Below are 19,779 nucleotides of genomic sequence, written 5' to 3'. Positions count from 1 at the left end.
GAACCCTCGCTGCTGACTGGCTGCGATTGTCAGCTGACAACGGAGTGATCTGCACCTCAGCCCCGCTGACAACCGCATTATCGGTATCGTGAAATAGAATTCTGACCCTGGCAGGCAGTGATTGTCGGCTGACAACGGGCTGATCTGCACCAGAGTGCCCGCTGGCCGGAACTGCTACAGGTATCGTGAAATGGAAACCTGGCCCTGGCAGACAGTGATTGTCGGCTGACAACGAGGTGATCTGCACCGGTGTGCCCGAGTGCGGAACCGCTATAGGTATCGTGAAATGGAACCCTCGCTGCTGACTGGCTGCGATTGTCAGCTGACAACGGAGTGATCTGCACCTCAGCCCCGCTGACAACCGCATTATCGGTATCGTGAAATGGAACCCTCTCTGCTGACTGGCTGCGATTGTCAGCTGACAACGGGCTGATCTGCACCAGAGTGGCCCGCTGGCCTGAACTGCTACAGGTATCGTGGAATGGAATTTTGACCCTGGCAAACATCGATTGTCGGCTGACAACGGGCTGATCTGCGCCGGAGTACCCGCTGGCCCGATGTGCTACAGGTATCGTGAAATGGAAATATGGCCCTGGCAAACAGTGATTGTCGGCTGACAACAGGCTTATCTGTGCCTGAGTACCCGCTGGCCGGAACTACTATAGGTATCGTGAAATGGAAATCTGACCCTGACAGGCAGCGATTGTCGGCTGACAACGAGGTGATCTGCGCCAAAACCCAAATAGGCCGGAACTGCTACAGGTATCGTGAAATGGAACTCAGACCCTGGCAAACAGTGATTGTCGGCTGACAACGGGCCAATCTGCGCCTCGGTGGCCGCAGGCGATCCAATTATCGATATCATGAATGGCAAAAAGGGCACTACATAAGCCTTAATGAGGTCAGATTGGAGTTAGCAATCGAGGACTAAAAATCATTTTTTGCCGTGTGGTGGCTCCCTACCAAAAAATCTGAACAACAAGCACCCAATCAGGCTAAAAAAGAAGCTTTCCGACAGAAAATCTACGCAGCTGTTTATTTTTATTAGTATTTTTATATAATGCACGCACGTCCCAGTGGCACAGCTGGATAGCGCGCGCCCCTCCTAAGGGCAAGGTCGCAGGTTCGAATCCTGCCTGGGACGCCATCTCGTAACCTCATTTCACCCCCAATAATGCATTTGCGCATGCGTTGCAAGCATTATTTAGCGCTATTTCAGCGCTATTCAAATCCAAAAATACACTTAAATCATTGTTTTTTAACGATATTTTTTATTTAAAAGCTCTTATAACCATCCCCTCCTAAGGGACAGGCCACTGGTTCGACTCCAGTCGGGAACACCATACAAAACAAGGGGTTGGCATCGTCATGGTGCTAACCCCTTGGTCGTTTTTGGCCTCGTACCCCTCTCCGTACCCCTCCAGTGCAGTTCATTACACAACACCATCATGCTGTAAAGCCCCTTAAAATAATGAGAATTTAATAGCAAATAAATCCTATTCAATAAACTTTCAAACCTACATCACCTCCATGAGTTAGCAGGCTGATGTCTGCATTTCACAATTCCTGGAGGAGATATGGCTCACCTGATTGACACCATGGCCTACACGGGCCAAACCCCTTGGCATGGCCTTGGCAATATTTTGCCCCCGCAACAATCTCTCGATATCTGGCTACAGGCAGCCGGGATGGATTGGACCATCGAGCAGAGCGACGTGATGTTTAACGTCGCCTCCGATGCACTGCATATCCGCCCCTACAGCGACAGCAAGGTGCTGTATCGCTCCGATACCCTCGCCCCCCTATCGGTGGTCTCAAGTCGCTACAACGTGGTACAGCCTCACGAGGTGCTGCACTTCTATCAAGATCTGGTAGAAGCCGGTGGCTTTGAGCTGGAAACAGCAGGCTCGCTTAAAGGCGGCCGCAAGCTGTGGGCTCTGGCTAAAACAGGTCAGGACCTAAAGCTCAAAGGCAATGACTTGGTAAAGTCCTATTTGCTGCTGGCGACCAGCTGCGACGGCACGCTCTGCACCACGGCGCAGTTCACCTCGCTGCGGGTAGTCTGCAACAACACCCTACAGATGGCACTGCGCGGCGCTACCGGTGCCATCAAGGTGCCCCACTCTACTCAGTTCGATGCAGCTGCCGTCAAAGAGTCGCTCGGGCTGGGGCTCTCTCATTGGGATGAATTTAAGGCGCAGACCAAGGCGCTGGCACAGCGGCCCGTGGCCCCCGAAGAGGCACTGCGCTTTTTCAGCGACCTGTTGGCGCAACCGCTGGATGAGGAGAACATCATCCTCACCAAGCCGGTACAACGGCTGCATGAGCTCTATCAGGGCGCAGGCATGGGCTCAGAACTTGTCAGCTCCCGCAATACCGCCTGGGGGCTGGTTAATGCAGTCACCGAATACGTGGATCACCACCGCCGTGCTCGTAGCCAAGATCACCGGCTCGATTCCGCCTGGTTTGGTCAGGGCGCCCAACTCAAATCCCAAGCCTTGAATCAAGCTCTCACCCTGCTGCAGTAATTCCGTTTCCCCATTCAAACCGCATAACGACCTCACCCGGACTGGCGCAAGCCAATCCGGGCGTAGCCATTTATGCCGTCAACAAGGAATAGTCATGAAAGCAAAAGCCAAATACGGCCAAGCCCTGCGGCTGGCCTCCACTACCCAATTAACCTGCGAGCAGTGGCTTGCTATCCGCAAACTCGGCATTGGCTCTTCCGATGCTGCCGTGGCTGTGGGGCTATCTCCCTACAAATGCCCGCTCAGCCTGTGGCTGGAGAAGACCGGTCGCAAGGAGCCGGAGGATATCTCACACAAGGAAGCCGTGCTGTGGGGCATTGAGCTAGAACCGGTGCTGGCGCAGGTCTATGCCAAACGCACCGGCTATAAGGTGCGCCGGGTCAATGCTGTGCTGCAACACCCCGAGCAACCCTTCATGCTCGCCAACCTCGATCGGGAGGTAGTCGGCCATCCCGATGGGCCGGGCATTCTGGAGATCAAGACCGCCAGCTATCACAGCGCCCCCCAGTGGGAGGAAGGTGTGCCGGTGGCTTATCAGTGTCAGGTACTGCATCAATTAGCGGTTACCGGCCATGCCTGGGCTGAGGTGGCAGTGCTGATCGGCGGCCAGGATTTTCGGATTTACCGCATCGAGCGCGATGAGGAGAAGATCCAGGATCTCACCGAGCGGGAAGCGCAGTTCTGGCAGATGGTGCAACAAGACCAGCAGCCCGAGCCTGACGGCTCCAATGATGCCGCCAATGCCCTGAGCTGGCTGTTTCCGCGTGACGATGGCCAGACGGTAGATCTCTCCGATTCTCCCGAGTTCAACCAACTGTTTGGGGAGCTGCTGCGATTGCGTCAGCAGAAGGAAGCTGTCGAGCTGCAGGAGTCGCAGCTCAAGCAGCGGCTGCAAGCCACCTTAGGTGAAGCCACTGCCGGGCTGTTTGCCAACGGCAAGATCACTTGGAAGCGCAGCAAAGACCGGCTGGCACCGGATCTGGATAAGCTCGGTCAGGATCATCCCGACCTGCTCACCCGTTATGTCAAACCGGTGCCCGGCGTGCGCCGTTTCACCATTCAACCCTTGAGGCAAACACCATGATCAAAGGACTGGCGATTACCCCGCCCGTGATCGGGCGGATCTGCATCGGCAAGCTGGTGCAAAAACAGGATAAGTGGGTACCGGAGAAGGACGACAGCTTCACCCTCACCACCCAGGTACAGCAAAAGGGGGGATGGTTGCTCCATCCCCTGCATCAACACTACTCATCGCAAAAGAGTGGCCAAGGTCAGGAGCAGACCAAGATCCGCGCCATTCCAGTGCGGGTGCTGTTCAACGACAGCGACTTGAATCTGCGGGCGGAATACAGCGCCTTTGACCGGCAAACCGGCAGGCCGCTCTGTGTCGGGAATGGGGAGGTGGCGAGACGTGTGGGGGCGCAAGGCATGGAGGAGGTCAGCTGCCCTGGACCAGAGCGCTGCGCCTTTGCAGGGCAACAGGGCTGCAAGCTGTACGGACGACTGAACCTGTTTGTGGAGGGGCAAGGGGATGAGCTGGGTAGCTTTATCTTCCGCACCACCGGCTACAACTCGGTACGCACCCTGGCGGCGCGACTGAAATACCTGGAGGCAGTGAGCGGGGGTCATACCCGCTATCTGCCGCTCACCCTGCGGTTGCGGGCCAAGAGCACTACCCAGTCCTACCGCACACCGGTCTACTACGTAGATTTGACCTTGCGGAAAGAGACCAACCTGACTGAAGCGGTCACGCTGGCACAGGAGGCGGCCCAGCGTGACCAGAAGGCGGGGCTCGCCATCGACCAGATGGAGCAAGCCGCTCGTGAGTTGCTGCGTAACGGCCAGTTTGAGGATATCGATGAAGAGGTGCCGATGTTGCTGGAGGAGTTCTATCCCGAAGCCAACACCGAAGAGACGACGAATGGCAACGCTAGTGTGGAGGCGACTGCCTCGCATAACGCACCACAAAGCCAAGCAACCAGAACGCCGCAGAGGCCGCAACCAAGAAGGAGTCCACTCACCAACAAATTGGGGAAAGGGACCCCATCCCCTCCCCAGTGAATGGCGGGTGATCAGCGGGGACGCGCCAACCGATCCACCAACCGCTCTACTGTTTCCAGCAACAGGGTTCGGTCAGCATCATCGAGCCGAGCCAGTTGCTGGCTTAGCACAATGCCCTGTTCGGTCGGGCGGTTACTGGTCTCGCGCAGAAAGTCCGCCAGCTCACAACCAAACAGTTGAGCGAGCTCCGCCAGCCGCACCACGGTCGGCACCACAATCCCTCGCTCCATTCGAGAGACGGCCTCCATCCCGATATTGAGGTGTTCTGCAACATGCTCTTGCGTGAATCCGGCTTGAGTACGCTTGTGGCTAATCGCCTTGCCAACGCTCTTGGCTAACAGCTCAAGGTTGATATCTGTCATGGTTCCTCCAGTCAACCCGTATGGTTGACCATGGACTCATTGACGATAAGGACTCAAAAAGGCGAGTATCAACTAAGTTGGTTGTAATTGGTCGTAAATCGATGATCGCTACGCTGACCGACTCACCGACAACAAACATCAATCCTCGTTTGTGGCATCCCCTCCCATCTCGGGTAAAGCGCTTTTACGCGAGCGGTTAGGGCGACTGCCATTGTTACTATTACTCTGTTACATAAGGAAAAGTACATGGCTCGTTATCCCGTTATTGCCACCCTGTTTTTTCTCGTCGTCACCATTTATTCACTCTGGACCGGTAGCTCTCCGCAGCTCGGGTTCTGGGGCCATATCTGGCACTTTGTCTTTGGTTCTCTGTTTACCTCACTTGGCCTGATGGGCGGGGAATTGTTCCGCCGCTTTACCCAACCAGACATGCTGTTTGCTGACGGCGCACAGGAGATGTTCAAGAAAAAGTTGTTTTGGAAAGTTGGTCCCCAGCTCATCGGGGGCGTGGTGGGCTACATCGCGGCAGGTGGCTTTTTACAAAATGTGTTGGGTTACTACGTTGGATAAGGAGAGTTAACCATGAACAAATGTTGGATCACGTTGACGGCCATCCTGCTATGCAACAACGCCCTGGCCTATGGCGAGGCCGGACGCTGGAGCAGTGGCTGGGGACAGGGGACCAGCGAATACACGGCGGTGGTCAACGAGCAAAACAACCTCTATATCGCCTGTAATGACACCCGCAAGGTCAGCATGACGGCTACCGTGCAGGGCAAGGAGTACGGCTCTTATGCTGGGCAAGCTTTCACCATCATCGTCGATGGCAGCCAATACGATGCGCCCTATGAGACCGAGTCCCGTGTCGGTGAGAACAATTTCTTCGACATGTGGGACAAGCTGCGCAAGGCCAAGTCGATCAGCATTTTAACGGCTGACGGCAAGCAACTCGCACTGCCAACCAAAGAGGTCGCATCTGTACTGCCCGCCACTAATACCCCTGAGTTTGACTGCTTGATGTGGGACGAATAGCTCACATCCATTCCCATCCAAGAGGAGGCATTTGCCTCCTCTTTTTATTTCTGCAATTCACCCACCCGTGAAGGAGACGCACTATGCCACCCTGCATTCCCCCTGAATGCGAGCCGTTCGATCACACAGGCTTTTGGCACAAACTTTGGGCCTTTGCCAAACGGGCCGGTCGGCCCTTTATTGAGACCTGCCTTTTGCTCTACTACACCAGCCAGAAGGATGATCTGCCGCTTTGGGCCAAACTGCTGATCTACAGTGCGCTGGCTTACTTTATCTCACCGATCGATGCGATCCCAGACGTGTTGCCGATGGGACTCACCGATGACATCGCGGTACTCAGTGCGGCGCTCGCCAGCATTACCGCCTTTATCGATGAACAGATCCGTGCCCGTGTGGCCAGAAAAATGCGCGAGTTGTTCGGCCAAGATTAACCCCCACAAGGAGTACACCATGACCATTCCCTTTTTTCGGGACGGCTTTGCCCTGCCCGTTGACCAAGCATTGCTGGTTCTGCTCGACCAGGAAGTCACTAAAACTGAGCTCAATCTTGAGCGCTTAACCCAACTGACCTTCAACTTTCGCAACCCCGGCTACAGTGCCGAGCAAGGCGGCGTGCACCCGGTCGAGATCCGCCTGATCCGTGCGCTCGATGGCTGGCTATTCGATTACGTCACCGATTTCAGCTACCAGGGGCTGGGCCATGATGCTGAGCTCTGCAAGGAGCTCGATTTCAACTTCCTCGATGGGGAACACACCATGTTGGGCTGGGGACCGCTGCGGCTGGCCGAAGCGCGGGAGTTGTTCGACATCTGGCAGAGCAACTTTATTGCCTACTGCCGGTTGGAATGCTTCAGCGTCACGGTCGCAGGAGATTAGGAGGACACGATGAGCCAAGAATTAGCGCTCTCCCACTACTCACGTCAGTGGCTGGGACAAATCGCCGCCAACGCCAAGATAACACCCACCAGCAGTGGTCAGCGTTGGCTGCTGCACCTGACCCCGGAGAGCCCACTAGCCCGCACCGTCACCCTGCAAGTGCGTTGGTCCGGGATGCAGTGGCAACTGCTCTCTCTCACCAATGCTGAGGACTGGCACACCATGAGCCAGCCGAGGGATGAAATCTGCATCGACCCCGAACGTCGCTGTTTCTGGCATTGCCAGGCAGGGCCAGTCCCGCTCAACGAGCAACCTCGCGTACTGGCCAACTTTCTGGCTGACCTGCAGCGCATCTGCATCCATCGCGGCTATGCGGTGGAGAGTGACCCCATCCCTGACAAGGAGACCGAAGATGATTAACGCCGTGATCGCCATCGAGCTGGAGGCTTATCTTGAACACGATGGTCAGATTGAAGTGGTACATGACCAGGGCCTGCCGGTGGACGGTTATACCCTCTACCTGCGCTATGAAAACGAACGGGGCGACGCACTGGCGCAATGGCTTTGCGATCACCCGGATCACAGCTGGCTAACCCAGTTAGGCTCCCTACTAGCCACCAGTTACCACATTCCGCTGCACGACTACACCCGCACACCTTGGCGGCCTGAACACAGCCAGCCAAGCCAGTGGTCACACCCCATTCAGTAACCCATTAACCAACTACTTCGCCTAGCCTGCCGCGTCCAATGTGGTGGGGCGATAGCGTATGGAGCCCAATCATGTTGCATCACAAACTGATCGCCGGGGAGACCCCCGGCACCTACCGGGTGACTGACCTTGTCACCGACGATGACCTGCTCACCATCGCCCAAGCCGTTGCCCGGCAGAAACTGGCCAAGGGAGAAGCTATTACCGATAAACACTTGGCCCATCAGGCCCTGCAAGGGCTGCTGCAAACACGAGACCGCGAAGTGTTTGCCGCACTGTTCCTCGATAACCAGCACCGGATCTTGGCCTACGAGGAGCTGTTTCTCGGCACCCTCTCCGCTGCGACCGTCTACCCCCGCGACGTGGTCAAGCGGGCGCTGCACCACAATGCCGCCGCGCTGATGCTGGTCCACAACCATCCCTCAGGTTACCCAGAACCCAGCCGTGCAGATATCGAGATCACTCAGCGACTGCAAAGCGCCCTAGCGCTGGTCGATATCCGTACGCTGGATCATCTGGTGGTGGGGGCGGAGGGCGTGGTGTCGCTGGCAGAGCGTGGGCATTTGTAACTGTTACGCCAGTCAAGAGGTCCGCTTGGGACACGGGTGATAAACCAGGGTCCAGCGGTGACCTGTATGACGACCGAACATCCATTGGAGTAAAGAACATGAGCACGATAGGTAGTTGGGGATTACATACCCCAGTTCAACCCCGTTTTGGCGCACGGGCCATTGTCGAGCGAAGCGGGGTCTCCCTGCTCTGGGATCGCAGCGGCGTCTATGGCGAGGCTGACGAGCAGTGGCTTACCGATATCGACACCGTTTTACCGGGCTTTATTGAGCGCCTTAGCAAACTCTTTCAGCAAGGGGAGCTGCTGAGTGACCAAGATAAATTGGTGACGTTGAGGCAGGGGGATTGGGTCTGCCTGGCCAATCCAAGGGCCAGCTATGGTTACCTCTATCTGGATGTCTACCGGCAAGAAAGCGGCAATGTTCAAACAACAGAGGCGTAAAATCGGCACGGCGGCGTAACGCTGGCAAAGGGTGAACCACATGCTCACCCTTTGCCCAAGACTTCTTTTTTTGGCTCTCTACTGAACCCCTAATGCCTTGTAAACGGCATCCACTGGATCGGCATAGAAGCTGATCTGAAACTTGGAGAAAATCTCGGCTGGCACTGTCGGTATGTCGGATGCCGATGCCATGGGCAGCAATACCCGTTTTCCGCCACTGTCCATGGCCAGCTGCAAGCTCCCCGCCAAATCTTCGACCGGATTAACAACGCCCCCCAAGGTCATGTCTCCCAACACGACCATCTGTTCCTGCACCGGCTTGCCCATCAAGATGGAACAGAATGCGACCAAGGCAGCCAGACTGGTTTTGGTGCTGGGGCCTGAGTTATGTAGCTCGACCACATGCAGATGGTACTCATGCTCGGAGAACTTGGCCGTTGCGCTGATCCGATTCAGATTTCCTTTGAAGTAATCGAAACCGACCCGGATCGCCTCCTTCGCTGGCGTATTGGAACCCAGCCCAGAGGTCGAATGCTTGCCGTTGCCGGGCGTCATCTGGGTTTCGAAACGATAGAGACCCAATTGCCCGGCCCCTCCTTTGGTGACCATGTGAACCACACCGGGCTTGCCTAACCCCTCCGGGATCAGCTGGCTGCCACCTTGCTCTGGCACATTGACGAAGAACTCTTCGAGTGTCTGGTTATCGAGGTAGCTGAAATGCACATCAAAAAACTCCATGCCACCGAGCTTCTTCAACTGCTCTTTGATGCGACGACGCAGCTCTAGGGCATAAGTCAAACAACGGCGCACATCTTCCTTGTCGAATACCCCGTGCGGATGCAGCAACTTGAGCAGACCTGAAACGGTACGACGTACCGCGATCACATCGCGCTGATTCAGGTTATTGCCCAGCTTGAAGTAACGATCGATGGCGTCGGAGAAACTGCGCTTACGCATCTCGCGCATATACTCGGCAAGATAATCGGTGATCAGACCATAGCTATTGGTGAAAAACTCCGGCCTCATCTTGGGGATGTCCCAGCCGGGAATATAGGCATGGAAGCGATCAAAGAAGGCCGTATCGATCATCGCTTCAGGGAACGGCGCCAGCAGATGGCTAGTCTTGACCAGGGTCTCGACACTCTGGTTGATGTTGCCGACAAAAACCATGGAGGCTTTTGCCTCGATTGAATCACGACCACGGGAGAAGGATCCCGAAGCCATGTAATCCTTCATGATCTGTACGCCGTCTTTATCCTTGAAGGTGATCCCCGCCACCTCATCAAAGGCCACCACATCCCACATTCCCACCAGACCAACCTGGCGCGAACTCATGTTGTAAAACAGGTTAGCCACTGTCGTCTGACCACCCGATACCAGCAAGGAGTTGGGCGAGCACTCTTTGTAAACATGGCTCTTACCGGTGCCGCGTGGCCCCAGCTCACAGACGTTGTAGTTGTTCTCGACAAACGGGATCATTCGAGTCAGCAGATGCCACTTCACCCGTTGCTGCAAGTTGGTCGGCTCCATGCCAATGGAGCGGATCAACACATCCAGCCACTGATCGGTATTGAAATGAGCACGAGCCGCAAACAGCTCCTCCATGTCCATAGAGGGCATCTGGATCGGCTTGAGGGTAAAAATGGAGAAGGGCGAGATCCTCTGCCCCTCTTCATAGAAGTAATTGAGGGTGATGATGCACCAGATCCCGCCAGTGAGCAGTTTCTCATTTTGCTTGACGATATTGGCCGGGATCACCGCATCCTTGATGCCGAGATTGGAGAGTTGCGCCTCGTAAACATCCTTTTTTTGGTTAAGTTTGACCCCCACCTTGTCGATCACTTTGAAGCTGCCCCGCTCACGGATCAGCGACTTGACCTTCTCCGCCTCATCTGGGCGCACATAGTTCTCGGCCAGGATCTTCTTTACGTTCTCCAACCCCTCCCGCACCACCTCATCATCATCCGAGGCGCAATACATGCCGAGCAGGTACTCCAGCACATAGACGGGCACATTGGCCCCCTCTTTGAGCTGTTTGGTTAAATCCTTGCGAACCACCTTTCCCTTGAAGTAGCGGTTCAAACGGGCATCCAGATCCAGGCTGGCATGTTGAGCCAACTCATCCTCTGGGCTCAGACTAGCCTGAACGCCGTATTGCTCCTGCTCCCCATGGTCAGCGCTGTATCCGCTATCACCGGGATACACATCCATCTGCTGGATCACCACATTGTTCGTGATATGTGTTACCGACGCCGCCTGCCCTTGCGGCGTCTCTTTTCCTAAAAACTCTCCCTCGGTGGAGGGACGATCATGATGTGACATCAGGGTTACTCCGGGGCACAAACCTGTCAGGGCCCCACGTCTATTGGCTTAACGTGAACACAAGCGTGAGTGCAGCTGCGTGACTCTCATTGCCCGAGATCAAAAACCGAAATCATTCTGGATGGCCAGATCGATGGTCACCGGATAACGGGCCAGCTCAATGCCATCTTCATCATCTTGCAGCAGCAGTTGATACTGCACCTTACGATCAAAATCCGTGCCGGTGAGCTTCAAGCGCACGTCCTGCTGACGTTGTTCCAGACTACCGGAGGTCGCATCAAAGGTTAACTTTTCGAGGGCCGATACCGACTGCCCGGTACTATCGACGACCACAAAGCGCAACGTCCGTGGCTTATGACGCTCATCCACCGCGTCGGTTTGCAGGAAACGAACCTTGTCGATGGCGTTGACCAGCTTAATGGGTTGATACAGGGGCACAATATTGACCTTCGTCTTCTCATGCAGTGCCTGCTTCTTACCGCGCAACTCCTGCACCTCAAGCAGTGGTACGCAGATCTCCTGCAACATGGCCCCACCGTGAACAAATCGAGCACCGCCGACAAAATGGAAGCGACTCACCCCCTTGGGCAACCAGAAGGCCACATCGGATTGGCCTTTGGTAGTATCACCGATCCGGCCATGCCATACATCGTCATTGGTGGGCAGATTGCGGCCTATCAGGTAACGCTTCTTGGCCTCAAGCGTTCCGGTTGGCTCATGTGTTAGCTGGGATTTTACCGCGACTTCCGGCGCAACCCGCTGGAACAGGAAGCCATGATCGGCGGTGATCACCACCCGAGTCACCCCAAATCCGTTGATGACTCGACTGACCAAGCCATTGAGCTCCTCGATGGCCTGACGTACCGCCATAAAGGTCTGCTGCTCGGTCGCCAGCTTGTCACCTATCGCATCGATAATATCGTGGTAGATATAGATCACCCGCGCATCACCAATGGCCTCATTGGCCTGGGCCCGAGTCCAGCCTTTTAGCGCCTTGGCAGAGATGGCGAGCCCACCCACCTTGGCCAAAATGGCGCTGCGGTTGTCCAGCCCTGCGCTGCTCTGGCCATCCACCAACACGGTGGCGTTCCCTTGCGCATAATCCAGCTGCTGATGGGGTAACAGGGCCGCCATCCCGAGCTGGGTGTAACTTGGCAACACCCCCAACTGGCTTTTCAGCTGCGCCGAGAAACGCTTGCCTTCATTGATCTCACCTTGCAACTCATGGGCAACTTCATAGCGCAAGGCATCGCTGATGATCACAAACTGCCGCTTCACACCGGCCTGGCTCAGGCGCTGCTTAATCACTGTCTCGTAGAAGCGTGATTGAGCCGGGATCCCCATCTCCCAACGGGCCATTTGCTGCTCTTTGGCAAGCAAGCCATCCCACGCCAAACCGAGCTGGTAGAGATACCAGTTGACGTACAGATCCTCAATCTTGTCAGCCAATGCTGCCAACACCTCGACCGATTGCTCCTGTAAGTGCAACAGCGCCTCGTTGAAGAGACGATAGGCCGCATCAAACAGGAACAGCTCGGCCTCATAAGCGAGGTACATCGCCTGAGCAGTGGGATAATGAAAACCGTCCGGGTAAGCGCGGCGCAGTTCCAGCAAGATCTCGGCCTGCTGTAGCGCCTGATAGAGATGGACATACTTGGGATCGGTGCTTACCCAAAAACCTTGCCGACGCCGGGAAATAAGCTGACTAAACTCGGCCCGGCCTAATGCCAAATCGCCGCTCATCAATCCGCTCACCAGTTCGCGGATCAACGCCTGTTCGACAGCCTCAAAGCCGCTTACCTCGGCCCACAGCCAGATATCCTGGGTAGCCAGACTGGCGAGGCGGGAATGAAGCTCAAGTTGTGCGGCCACTTTGGCCGAAAGAGCGGCAAACTGACCGCTGTACTGGGTAGAATCACGCCAACTGGCCAACAACGCCATGGCATTGGCACGTCCGGTCGGCGTGGCCAACAACTGTGACTGCAACCAGGCGGGGCGACCGGCAACACCGGCGGCATCGAGTTGTTCATAACACTCGCTGACAAATAGCTTGCGCACCAGTTCACGCAACGAAGGTTCTGTCTCCTCCGCAACCTGATAACCATAGTCGCGGGCCATCAACTGCCAAAAACTGGGCAACAAACCATATTGCTCCAAAGGAGCTAATGCCGTGGCAGTAACGCCATCGCTGTCGCTATCAACCTCATCCAGCAAACGTTCGCCCAAGGCCTTCATCAAGTCAGCGAGTTGGGCGTGGCAACCGAGCAACACGCTGATCATCTTGAGATCGAGCGACAACTCATCTTCTATGCCACTGCGACCATCCAGCCGACGCTTGAGCGCGACAGTGCGCTCTTTGCTGGCAAAAAAGCTGTGACGGGATGCGATGTAGTCGCGCAGTGACATATTGGCGAGCCCCAACTCGTTGAGCAGGATCGAGGCCGCATCGGCGTAGAAGGTGACGCTATAGCGGCGCATATCCAGCAACCAGTCTTTTGCTGGCGCAGGCTCCGGGCTTGGCCAGTAGAGCAGAAACGGCGTGGTCGGCTCATCGAGCTCAATGTGCTTACGGGCCTGAAGTTGGGAATGCTCAGCCATATTGAGCACCGTCACTGTCTGACCATCGCGGGTGAGCCCTGCCAGGGGATCTGCAAGCTCCGCCAGCTGAGCTGTAAAACTTTGCTCGGGATCGTGCCAGAAGACGATCCGGCTCTGTTCGAATTTCTTGTTTAGCCCGCTTTGGAGCTGGGTAATATCCATAAAAATCCGTCACGACAAGCCGTTAGGCTCCGATTTACAACAAAGCCATATGGTAATCGAAATGCTCTTAGAGTTCATGGAGCAATCCGTTAGCGTAGGACCTGAGTTCATCGTATGGTGCGCTTTGGCAAGCGCTACTCGTGGACTCAGCCAGGTGGTAGAGAAGACAGGCCAACTACCTACCTGTCCTCTTGATAGCCTCTGACAACCCAGCACTATGTTACGGTGTCACAACACACTCCAGTTGCTGTTTGCATAATTGCTGGCTGTTGCCCAGCAGCAACTGATTTTCGATAGAGTGCAACAGATTGTTAATATCTTCAAATTTATCCACCAGCAGACGACTACTGCGACTGGCCTTGCCGGTTAACCACTGATCATAACCAACTTTTGCCCATAACCGATAAGAGTTCAAAACAGACTTGTATTTTGTTGCTGCCGACTCAACCAGTGCATCCGCATGATGGTATTTGCCAAGAGTGGTATAAAGTGCAGACTCCACATAAATAGATTTTGGCATGACATCCAATACACTTGTCACAAAATCAACAATCAATGCAGCATGTTCATCGGTGATTTTATTCTCGATTGCTTTACTGTGGTCGATCCAGCCAATCAGGTTCATCAAGAATGTACACAATTCGTTTCTTTGCTGAGCAAGTGTTGCCAATAATGGTGCAATCACCTCAGGGTATGCCTCACTCTCTTTAGAAACAGCCAGCATCTCATGGGCCGCCATAATGCTACCCATATACGATGAAAGTTTTTCAAGATAAAAAAGCTGATTTTGAGTTTGAATTTCAACAGCGATTTTATCTATCGACGCCTGGATTTTATTGAGCTTTTGAGAGAGATAAGCTGTTTGAATCACTATCGCAGCGAGAATAATCCCGGTTGATAATCCGACCGCCAGGCCGATGCTTTTCTGCATGGCGGCGGTGGCTTTCATCAACTGCTCGACATTAACGCCCTGGCTGACATCTACTGTCATCTCTTTAAAGGGAAGGTGCTTGACAATACTCCCCGCCCCCTCTGATAGTTTTTTACCCTTGGCCCAATAAATGACGCCTTCACGCAGGCGCATATGGCCCGTTTCGATCAACTCGCGAATCTCAGGGTCAACTTTGGCCCAATCAGGCACCATAATCACTTTGAGCGTCTCTTCAAGCATCTTAATATCCTTGTGTTGTCAGGACTTGTGTTATCAGATTCAGTTGAACGGGTTACCGTGACGATGGAACTCACGCAGCATGGTGATATGGATAACGCACGGCAAGGTGACTCGTAGTGCTGGCCCTTCTACCACAGCACTGAATAATCCACCGACGAGCCCAAGTGGACTAGAAAATAATAATGCTCTTGGCAGCAGCATAGCTCCAGCCGCCGCAGCCCCACCGAATGCACCCGCCAGTACGCCCGATATCACACTAAAATCCCTGACCGTCCACTTTAAAGGATCGATATTATTCACTTGATAGTCATTCTTCATGGTTTTAATAAACGCTTCCCGCTCATCCTGCGTCATCTTATCCATCTGCAACTCCAGCACCTTGGCCACTATCGCCTGCTCGATGGTCTGCACATCACTATGCTTGTCTATCGCGCAGCCAACGGATTTTGCAGTGAACTGCACAATATCCTTATACGCGGCCCCCTTTCTGGTCACGATATTTAATGCTGTCGAGTTGCCATATGTTTGCAGCTCAGTGCAAATGGCTTGCCATGCCCGAGAAAAATCATACTTGTTTGCTTTAAATTCGGGGTTTTTGGTCAAGGTTTCAGCCAGTCTCGGCTTGCCATCACGATCAATGGTCAAATAACTGACCAGTGGTGCTAGCTGCTCATGGGTGCAGTGAGCAATGAATGCCAGATCTTCATCTTCTCTGTACTTGTAATATCTGCTTGCAATATTAATATCCATATTCACGCCACCGATTTATGATAAATATCAATAAAATACTACGCTCGCACTAGCCAAGTCCAAGGGATAGCCCTCTATCTTGAACGGCAATAAGCAAAATGAGAGCTGCCGCACAAGCGGCAGCTCTCGCCTTGATTTGATGGACGATGGGTCAATCACTCTCCCTTATCACCAGTGATGGCTTTAACGTCACTGAGCAGGGTGCCGAATTTGCCGTAGTTGACCTTGACGCCGTCATCGAGATCCAAGGTGATGCGCATATCGGCGTGGTGCTTCAGCTCATCGTCAAAGGCACGCAACTCGGTCAGTTGCTTGGACAACGTGTCGATCTCCTTACCGATGCGCTTGGCCTCCGCCGTACCGGCTTCGGCCTGTTGCAGTCGCAGGCGTTCGATACGACCGGCCATCTGGCCGAGCAGCGGTGTGACATATTCGGTGCGCATCCGTGGCAGGGTGGCTTCGTTGTAGCGGTGCAGATAGAGCAGACACTCGAAGGCCTTCTCTTTGCCTGAGCTAAACAGCCAGTAGATGGGGCGCTTCTTGTAGGTCTTCATGTGGTCTTTAAAGAACTGGGTCGAAAGATAGCGGCGAATGGTCTCGCGGGCCGTCTCGCCCCCTTTTTTCACCGGTTTGATGGCACTGAGGCACAGGCTATCGGCAATAAATTGCAGGTTCTCTTCCAAGGTTTCAGCGCCCCAGACGGTGCGGATAAACGCCTCGAATCGCGCCGCCACATCGTCGGGGAACCAGTTATCTGAAGTGAGCGGCAGGATGCCATCCTCATCGGCGGCAAAGGTGGAGTAGGCTCCCTCCTCCACCAGCGCTTTAAAGCCTTCGTTGCCGGCATGGGCGTACACCAAGCCTTCGCAATCCAGTGAATAACGGCCCATCATGCAGCCGATGGCGTAGGAGATCAGCTCACTAATGGTATCCGACTGCAACCGTGCCTCGCGCTCCTCGTCGGTGAGATTACCACCATAGCGATAGTGCGGGTTGCAGGTCAGAGTGATTTCCGACAGTGGTACCGCAGGGGTAAGCTCATCCTGCAGGTCATATACCTCGATAAAAAGACGGTTATTGTCTTCTTCAAGGCGTTGCATTTCACATGATCTTTGTTGCATGAATGCACGAAGCTTCTGATAGCAACGCTCTAGCAACAACTGACTGAACTCAGGCTGAAGAAGAGGTAGACGCTTAAAATCCCACGACAACTCATTGGAGTCCCAATCTTTTTTCGCAACTTCAATAAGTCTGTCAGTAACTTCATTAATTTCTGGTAGTCTTACCGGTATCGCATTTATGCCAATTGAGCTGTAATCAAGGGTCGGGCACAATATGTTAAGGAATGCTTGAGCAACATTACTATTTAACAGACCAAGGAGATTGCTTTTGCTCACTGAAACCGGAAATATACAAGACCCTTTTGTATCGAAAAGAAATCCAACTGGATTATATCTGGCAGAGAACAATCCAGAACTTAATGACGAATAGGTGATGCTATCACGAAAATAGTATTCTTGATTTTTAAGACGCCCGCCTGGCCTAAGCTTGTTAATTTCTTCAACAAATGCCTTAAGCTCTACTCCATTGCTCTGCCAATTTACAACATACTCATTATTCCCAAACCAACGACGGAACTCCCCTCCCTTATTATAGGCATACCATTTTTCTGTCCGATGTTCTGACTCTGCAGCACTAGCGCAGTCTAAAAACAATTGTTCTTCGCTAACCTCATGCCAAAAACGCAAAAAACGACCATTATCTGAAGTTGCCATTCCCTGCTTAGCATCAGCGACATCTCGTAGTTTATCGATTTGAAAACAGGAGAACAGCTTTTCACTTACCCAATATGCAATGGGGCTCCCAGGGATCTTTCCAAAATCCGCTGCTGAGGCGCGGTAAAAATTTTTTTGCATGTCGTTATTCTGTTGCTGGCTCATTGGGCCACCTCTTCTCTTAAATCAGGAGCAGTGTGGCTTATTTTGGCCACACTGCTGAATGCTGTAAATCTCATGCTCTTAGCCAATATAGCCCGAAGCAAACGCCTTGTCATACTTGTTTGTCGGTAGCATTGGCCGCTTTAAACATCACCGCTTTTTCCGCTTCCGAGTTGCCATCCACCAGCCGGAAATAGGCACCCTGATAGGTGGGTAGATGGGGCTGAGCCAGCACAAAGGCGGTGGTCGAGCCCCCCTCGCCACCGAGGCTGCTTATGGTTTCGGTGTTCGGCAAGATAGTTGGCATCACTATTTCCCTACCGCATTGGCGGCTTGAATAATTTCCAACGCACGTGGCCCTTGTTGCTCCGCCCCACGGAAATCAGACAACCGCACATAACCGCCTTTGAAATTCGGATTGTAGGCATTCTCAAGGGTAAAGGTACAGATCGGCACTGTCGCACCATCGAAGCCAGAGTATTCCAATTGGATCAGCGAGGTGATGGTTTTCTCGTTTATGATGTAATTTCGAAGCTGTTCATAGCTTGAGATAAACATCCATACAAACGGCGTCATAAACCCAAGCTGACCGCGAGGTTTTGCCAAATCCAGATTGCGCACGATAAAGGCTGAGAAAAGGTCTTTTTCATAACCCTTAAAGTGGGTTTTGAGATAGTCCTTCACCTCCGGAATATGGAACTTGCTGCCCATATAAGGAGGGTTGGCAATCACGACGTCATAACGTTTGGCCAATACGCTGGCCTGGGCAAGCAGCGGCAGCAATGCCTTGGCGGCTGGCTTTTGCATCGCATCACCGCTGATACTCAAAGTTTGCAAAGTGGTATAGAGATCGTCGATGGCCTGCACCTGCTCGGCGGGTACTTCGATAAGCGACCCCAAGGTTTTGGCAGCCAAGAAACGGCGGTGCAGGTCGTTAAGCAGGCTCAAGCGCGGGTCATTAGCGGCGAGGGTGGCGGGAGCCACGGCAAACATATCTTGTACCTGACCACGATCCGAGTCGGCATTGAGGTTTAGCGCCTGCCAAAGCTTAGGAATATTGAGGTGGCGGCTCTCCTGCAGGGCGTGAATATGTAGGGTGAGATCACGAGTGAACAGACGACGATCATCCTGACGGGCCCGCATCAGCAGGGCGAACCCCGCCAGTTGGGCGGCGCGGTCGTCGATATCGAGGCCATACAGGTTGTGCTTGAGAATAAGTTCGGGGATCTCGCGACTGCGATAGCCGCGCTCCTCGTAGATGCGATAGAGCAGGTTGTAGGCTTCCACCAGAATATGGCCGGAGCCACAGGCGGGATCGAGTACCTTGATCGATTCGGGCTCGATACTATCAGGCGTGAAACGAGCATATTCATCCTGAACTTCGATAGGTTGCTCACCAGGGAAAACAAAGTAAGGCATGGCACGAGGCAACGCCGAATCAGGATAGGTTTGCAGCCAGTAGCGGCCCACCGAGTTTTGCACCAGATACTGCACGATCCAGTTGGGGGTAAAGAGCTGGGTAGCGGCGGGAATATCCTCCGACTTGACCACCTTGCCGATCACTTCGTCCTTCTTCTCGCTGATATAGAACTGATAGAGCCAGCCGATCACCTCCACCTGTTGCCAGTCAGTCTCCGGGATCCCATCGACCAACTCGCGCCAGAAGGCATCGGTGCGGGTGAGGCCGCTTGGCAGCAGCAGTTCGGTCTCATCATCGATGGCTTCAAACAAGAAGGGCATGGCCTGATGCAGGCGGTGGCACTGGCCGAGCAGCAGTTCACGGAACAGAGCCTCCTGCTCGTTGCCAGCCAGCAGCAGGTCGAGCAGCGCCGGTTTATCGAGATCTACCCCCTCGCCTATCAGGGAGTCGATCACTTCGGGGGCACGGTCCAGCACCTCGAACCCCTGTGGCTGGCTCGGATGGGAGAGCAGGCGCACTCCGTGTTCGAGATAGCCCTCGTCGCTTTTTAGCTCCATAAAGCGAATAGCACAGAAGCGGTTGAACCAGGTATAAGCCATCTGCTCCATCAGGTTCTCGAAGCCTTCGTGTTCGAGCCGCTGTTGCAGGCGTTTGAGAGCCGGGGCGATGTGGGCCGGGTGGGTAAACCCAGCCACTTGTAGCACTTCACCGCTGAGCTGGAAATCTGCATGACCCTTGGCGGTAATCCCAAATTCGGCAGCGCGAGCCTTGATGGCAGCAATAAAGGCAGTGCGAGCCCGTGGGGCGACTTTTTTCAGGTTGTTGGTGTTCATTGAAAT

The 19,779-nt window shown here is 54.1% G+C and carries 19 protein-coding genes and 1 tRNA gene; 12 read left to right on the top strand and 8 right to left on the bottom strand.

The genetic code is table 11. The features are described from left to right. The first annotated feature begins 1,070 nt into the window (after window positions 1–1,070). The 4 genes from AB5Y72_RS19115 (at window position 1,071) to AB5Y72_RS19100 (ending at window position 4,589) form a co-directional block, all read left to right on the top strand. Window positions 1,071–1,147 (top strand) — tRNA-Arg (locus AB5Y72_RS19115). A 430-nt stretch (window positions 1,148–1,577) separates the two neighbouring features. Beyond that, window positions 1,578–2,528: a DUF932 domain-containing protein gene (locus AB5Y72_RS19110; protein WP_139392548.1), complete on the top strand. Its 951-nt coding sequence runs from the start codon at window positions 1,578–1,580 to the stop codon at window positions 2,526–2,528. 94 nt (window positions 2,529–2,622) lie between these two features. Beyond that, window positions 2,623–3,612 (top strand): YqaJ viral recombinase family protein, encoded by a 990-nt coding sequence (locus AB5Y72_RS19105; protein WP_368199455.1) that lies wholly within the window; start codon window positions 2,623–2,625, stop codon window positions 3,610–3,612. Beyond that, the gene (locus AB5Y72_RS19100) at window positions 3,609–4,589 is read left to right on the top strand and encodes a hypothetical protein (RefSeq protein WP_368199453.1); all 981 of its coding nucleotides are present in this window, start codon (window positions 3,609–3,611) and stop codon (window positions 4,587–4,589) included. Before AB5Y72_RS19105 ends, AB5Y72_RS19100 begins: the two co-directional genes overlap by 4 nt. 11 nt (window positions 4,590–4,600) lie before the next feature. Here AB5Y72_RS19100 and AB5Y72_RS19095 read toward each other — a convergent pair whose 3' ends face one another. Next, window positions 4,601–4,951 (bottom strand): helix-turn-helix domain-containing protein, encoded by a 351-nt coding sequence (locus AB5Y72_RS19095; protein WP_368199452.1) that lies wholly within the window; start codon window positions 4,949–4,951, stop codon window positions 4,601–4,603. Between the two features lie 246 nt (window positions 4,952–5,197). On the opposite strand from AB5Y72_RS19095, the gene AB5Y72_RS19090 reads away from it, so the two are divergent. The 8 genes from AB5Y72_RS19090 to AB5Y72_RS19055 all read left to right on the top strand — a co-directional run bounded on the left by AB5Y72_RS19090 (window position 5,198) and on the right by AB5Y72_RS19055 (window position 8,580). Next, window positions 5,198–5,521 carry a hypothetical protein gene (locus AB5Y72_RS19090; RefSeq protein WP_024941032.1) on the top strand — a complete coding sequence of 108 codons (324 nt, stop codon included), beginning with the start codon at window positions 5,198–5,200 and terminating at the stop codon, window positions 5,519–5,521. 12 nt (window positions 5,522–5,533) lie between these two features. Continuing rightward, the gene (locus AB5Y72_RS19085) at window positions 5,534–5,983 is read left to right on the top strand and encodes a hypothetical protein (RefSeq protein WP_368199450.1); all 450 of its coding nucleotides are present in this window, start codon (window positions 5,534–5,536) and stop codon (window positions 5,981–5,983) included. An 83-nt stretch (window positions 5,984–6,066) separates the two neighbouring features. After that, a complete protein-coding gene (locus tag AB5Y72_RS19080) occupies window positions 6,067–6,414 on the top strand; it encodes a YkvA family protein (protein ID WP_257700174.1) in 348 nt (115 codons plus the stop codon). Window positions 6,415–6,433: 19 nt separating this feature from the next. Further along, window positions 6,434–6,859 (top strand): DUF2787 domain-containing protein, encoded by a 426-nt coding sequence (locus AB5Y72_RS19075; protein WP_342010050.1) that lies wholly within the window; start codon window positions 6,434–6,436, stop codon window positions 6,857–6,859. Window positions 6,860–6,868: 9 nt separating this feature from the next. Next, window positions 6,869–7,279, top strand: coding sequence for a hypothetical protein (locus AB5Y72_RS19070; protein WP_025201149.1), 411 nt, complete (start codon window positions 6,869–6,871; stop codon window positions 7,277–7,279). Beyond that, window positions 7,272–7,568, top strand: a complete 297-nt coding sequence (locus AB5Y72_RS19065; protein WP_368199448.1) for a hypothetical protein — start codon at window positions 7,272–7,274, stop codon at window positions 7,566–7,568. The genes AB5Y72_RS19070 and AB5Y72_RS19065 overlap by 8 nt, the downstream gene beginning before the upstream one ends. A gap of 71 nt (window positions 7,569–7,639) precedes the next feature. Next, entirely contained in the window at window positions 7,640–8,137 is a 498-nt protein-coding gene (gene radC / locus AB5Y72_RS19060) for a DNA repair protein RadC (protein WP_368199446.1), read from the top strand. A gap of 98 nt (window positions 8,138–8,235) precedes the next feature. Continuing rightward, the gene (locus AB5Y72_RS19055) at window positions 8,236–8,580 is read left to right on the top strand and encodes a type IV toxin-antitoxin system YeeU family antitoxin (protein ID WP_213393394.1); all 345 of its coding nucleotides are present in this window, start codon (window positions 8,236–8,238) and stop codon (window positions 8,578–8,580) included. A gap of 78 nt (window positions 8,581–8,658) precedes the next feature. On the opposite strand, the gene brxL is transcribed toward AB5Y72_RS19055, so the two are convergent. The 7 genes from brxL to pglX (AB5Y72_RS19020) form a co-directional block, all read right to left on the bottom strand. Beyond that, window positions 8,659–10,902 carry a protease Lon-related BREX system protein BrxL gene (brxL, locus tag AB5Y72_RS19050; protein WP_244842122.1) on the bottom strand — a complete coding sequence of 748 codons (2,244 nt, stop codon included), beginning with the start codon at window positions 10,900–10,902 and terminating at the stop codon, window positions 8,659–8,661. A gap of 99 nt (window positions 10,903–11,001) precedes the next feature. Then, window positions 11,002–13,662: a BREX-1 system phosphatase PglZ type A gene (pglZ, locus tag AB5Y72_RS19045; RefSeq protein WP_368199445.1), complete on the bottom strand. Its 2,661-nt coding sequence runs from the start codon at window positions 13,660–13,662 to the stop codon at window positions 11,002–11,004. A gap of 220 nt (window positions 13,663–13,882) precedes the next feature. After that, window positions 13,883–14,833, bottom strand: coding sequence for a hypothetical protein (locus AB5Y72_RS19040; RefSeq protein WP_223931715.1), 951 nt, complete (start codon window positions 14,831–14,833; stop codon window positions 13,883–13,885). A 39-nt stretch (window positions 14,834–14,872) separates the two neighbouring features. Continuing rightward, window positions 14,873–15,583 carry a DUF3944 domain-containing protein gene (locus tag AB5Y72_RS19035; RefSeq protein WP_368199443.1) on the bottom strand — a complete coding sequence of 237 codons (711 nt, stop codon included), beginning with the start codon at window positions 15,581–15,583 and terminating at the stop codon, window positions 14,873–14,875. A 155-nt stretch (window positions 15,584–15,738) separates the two neighbouring features. Next, window positions 15,739–17,523, bottom strand: coding sequence for a BREX-1 system adenine-specific DNA-methyltransferase PglX (gene pglX, locus AB5Y72_RS19030; protein WP_368199442.1), 1,785 nt, complete (start codon window positions 17,521–17,523; stop codon window positions 15,739–15,741). Between the two features lie 109 nt (window positions 17,524–17,632). Next, entirely contained in the window at window positions 17,633–17,827 is a 195-nt protein-coding gene (locus AB5Y72_RS19025; protein ID WP_270805297.1) for a hypothetical protein, read from the bottom strand. A gap of 2 nt (window positions 17,828–17,829) precedes the next feature. After that, complete coding sequence (gene pglX, locus AB5Y72_RS19020) at window positions 17,830–19,773, bottom strand: BREX-1 system adenine-specific DNA-methyltransferase PglX (protein WP_368199441.1); 1,944 nt, start codon at window positions 19,771–19,773, stop codon at window positions 17,830–17,832. Between the last annotated feature and the right edge of the window lie 6 nt (window positions 19,774–19,779).

Source organism: Aeromonas sp. R7-4 (genome assembly GCF_040908055.1).
GTDB classification, from domain to species: Bacteria; Pseudomonadota; Gammaproteobacteria; order Enterobacterales; family Aeromonadaceae; genus Aeromonas; species Aeromonas sanarellii.
Note: the sequence above shows the minus strand (reverse complement) of the source record. Positions and strands in the feature narration are given on the sequence as shown.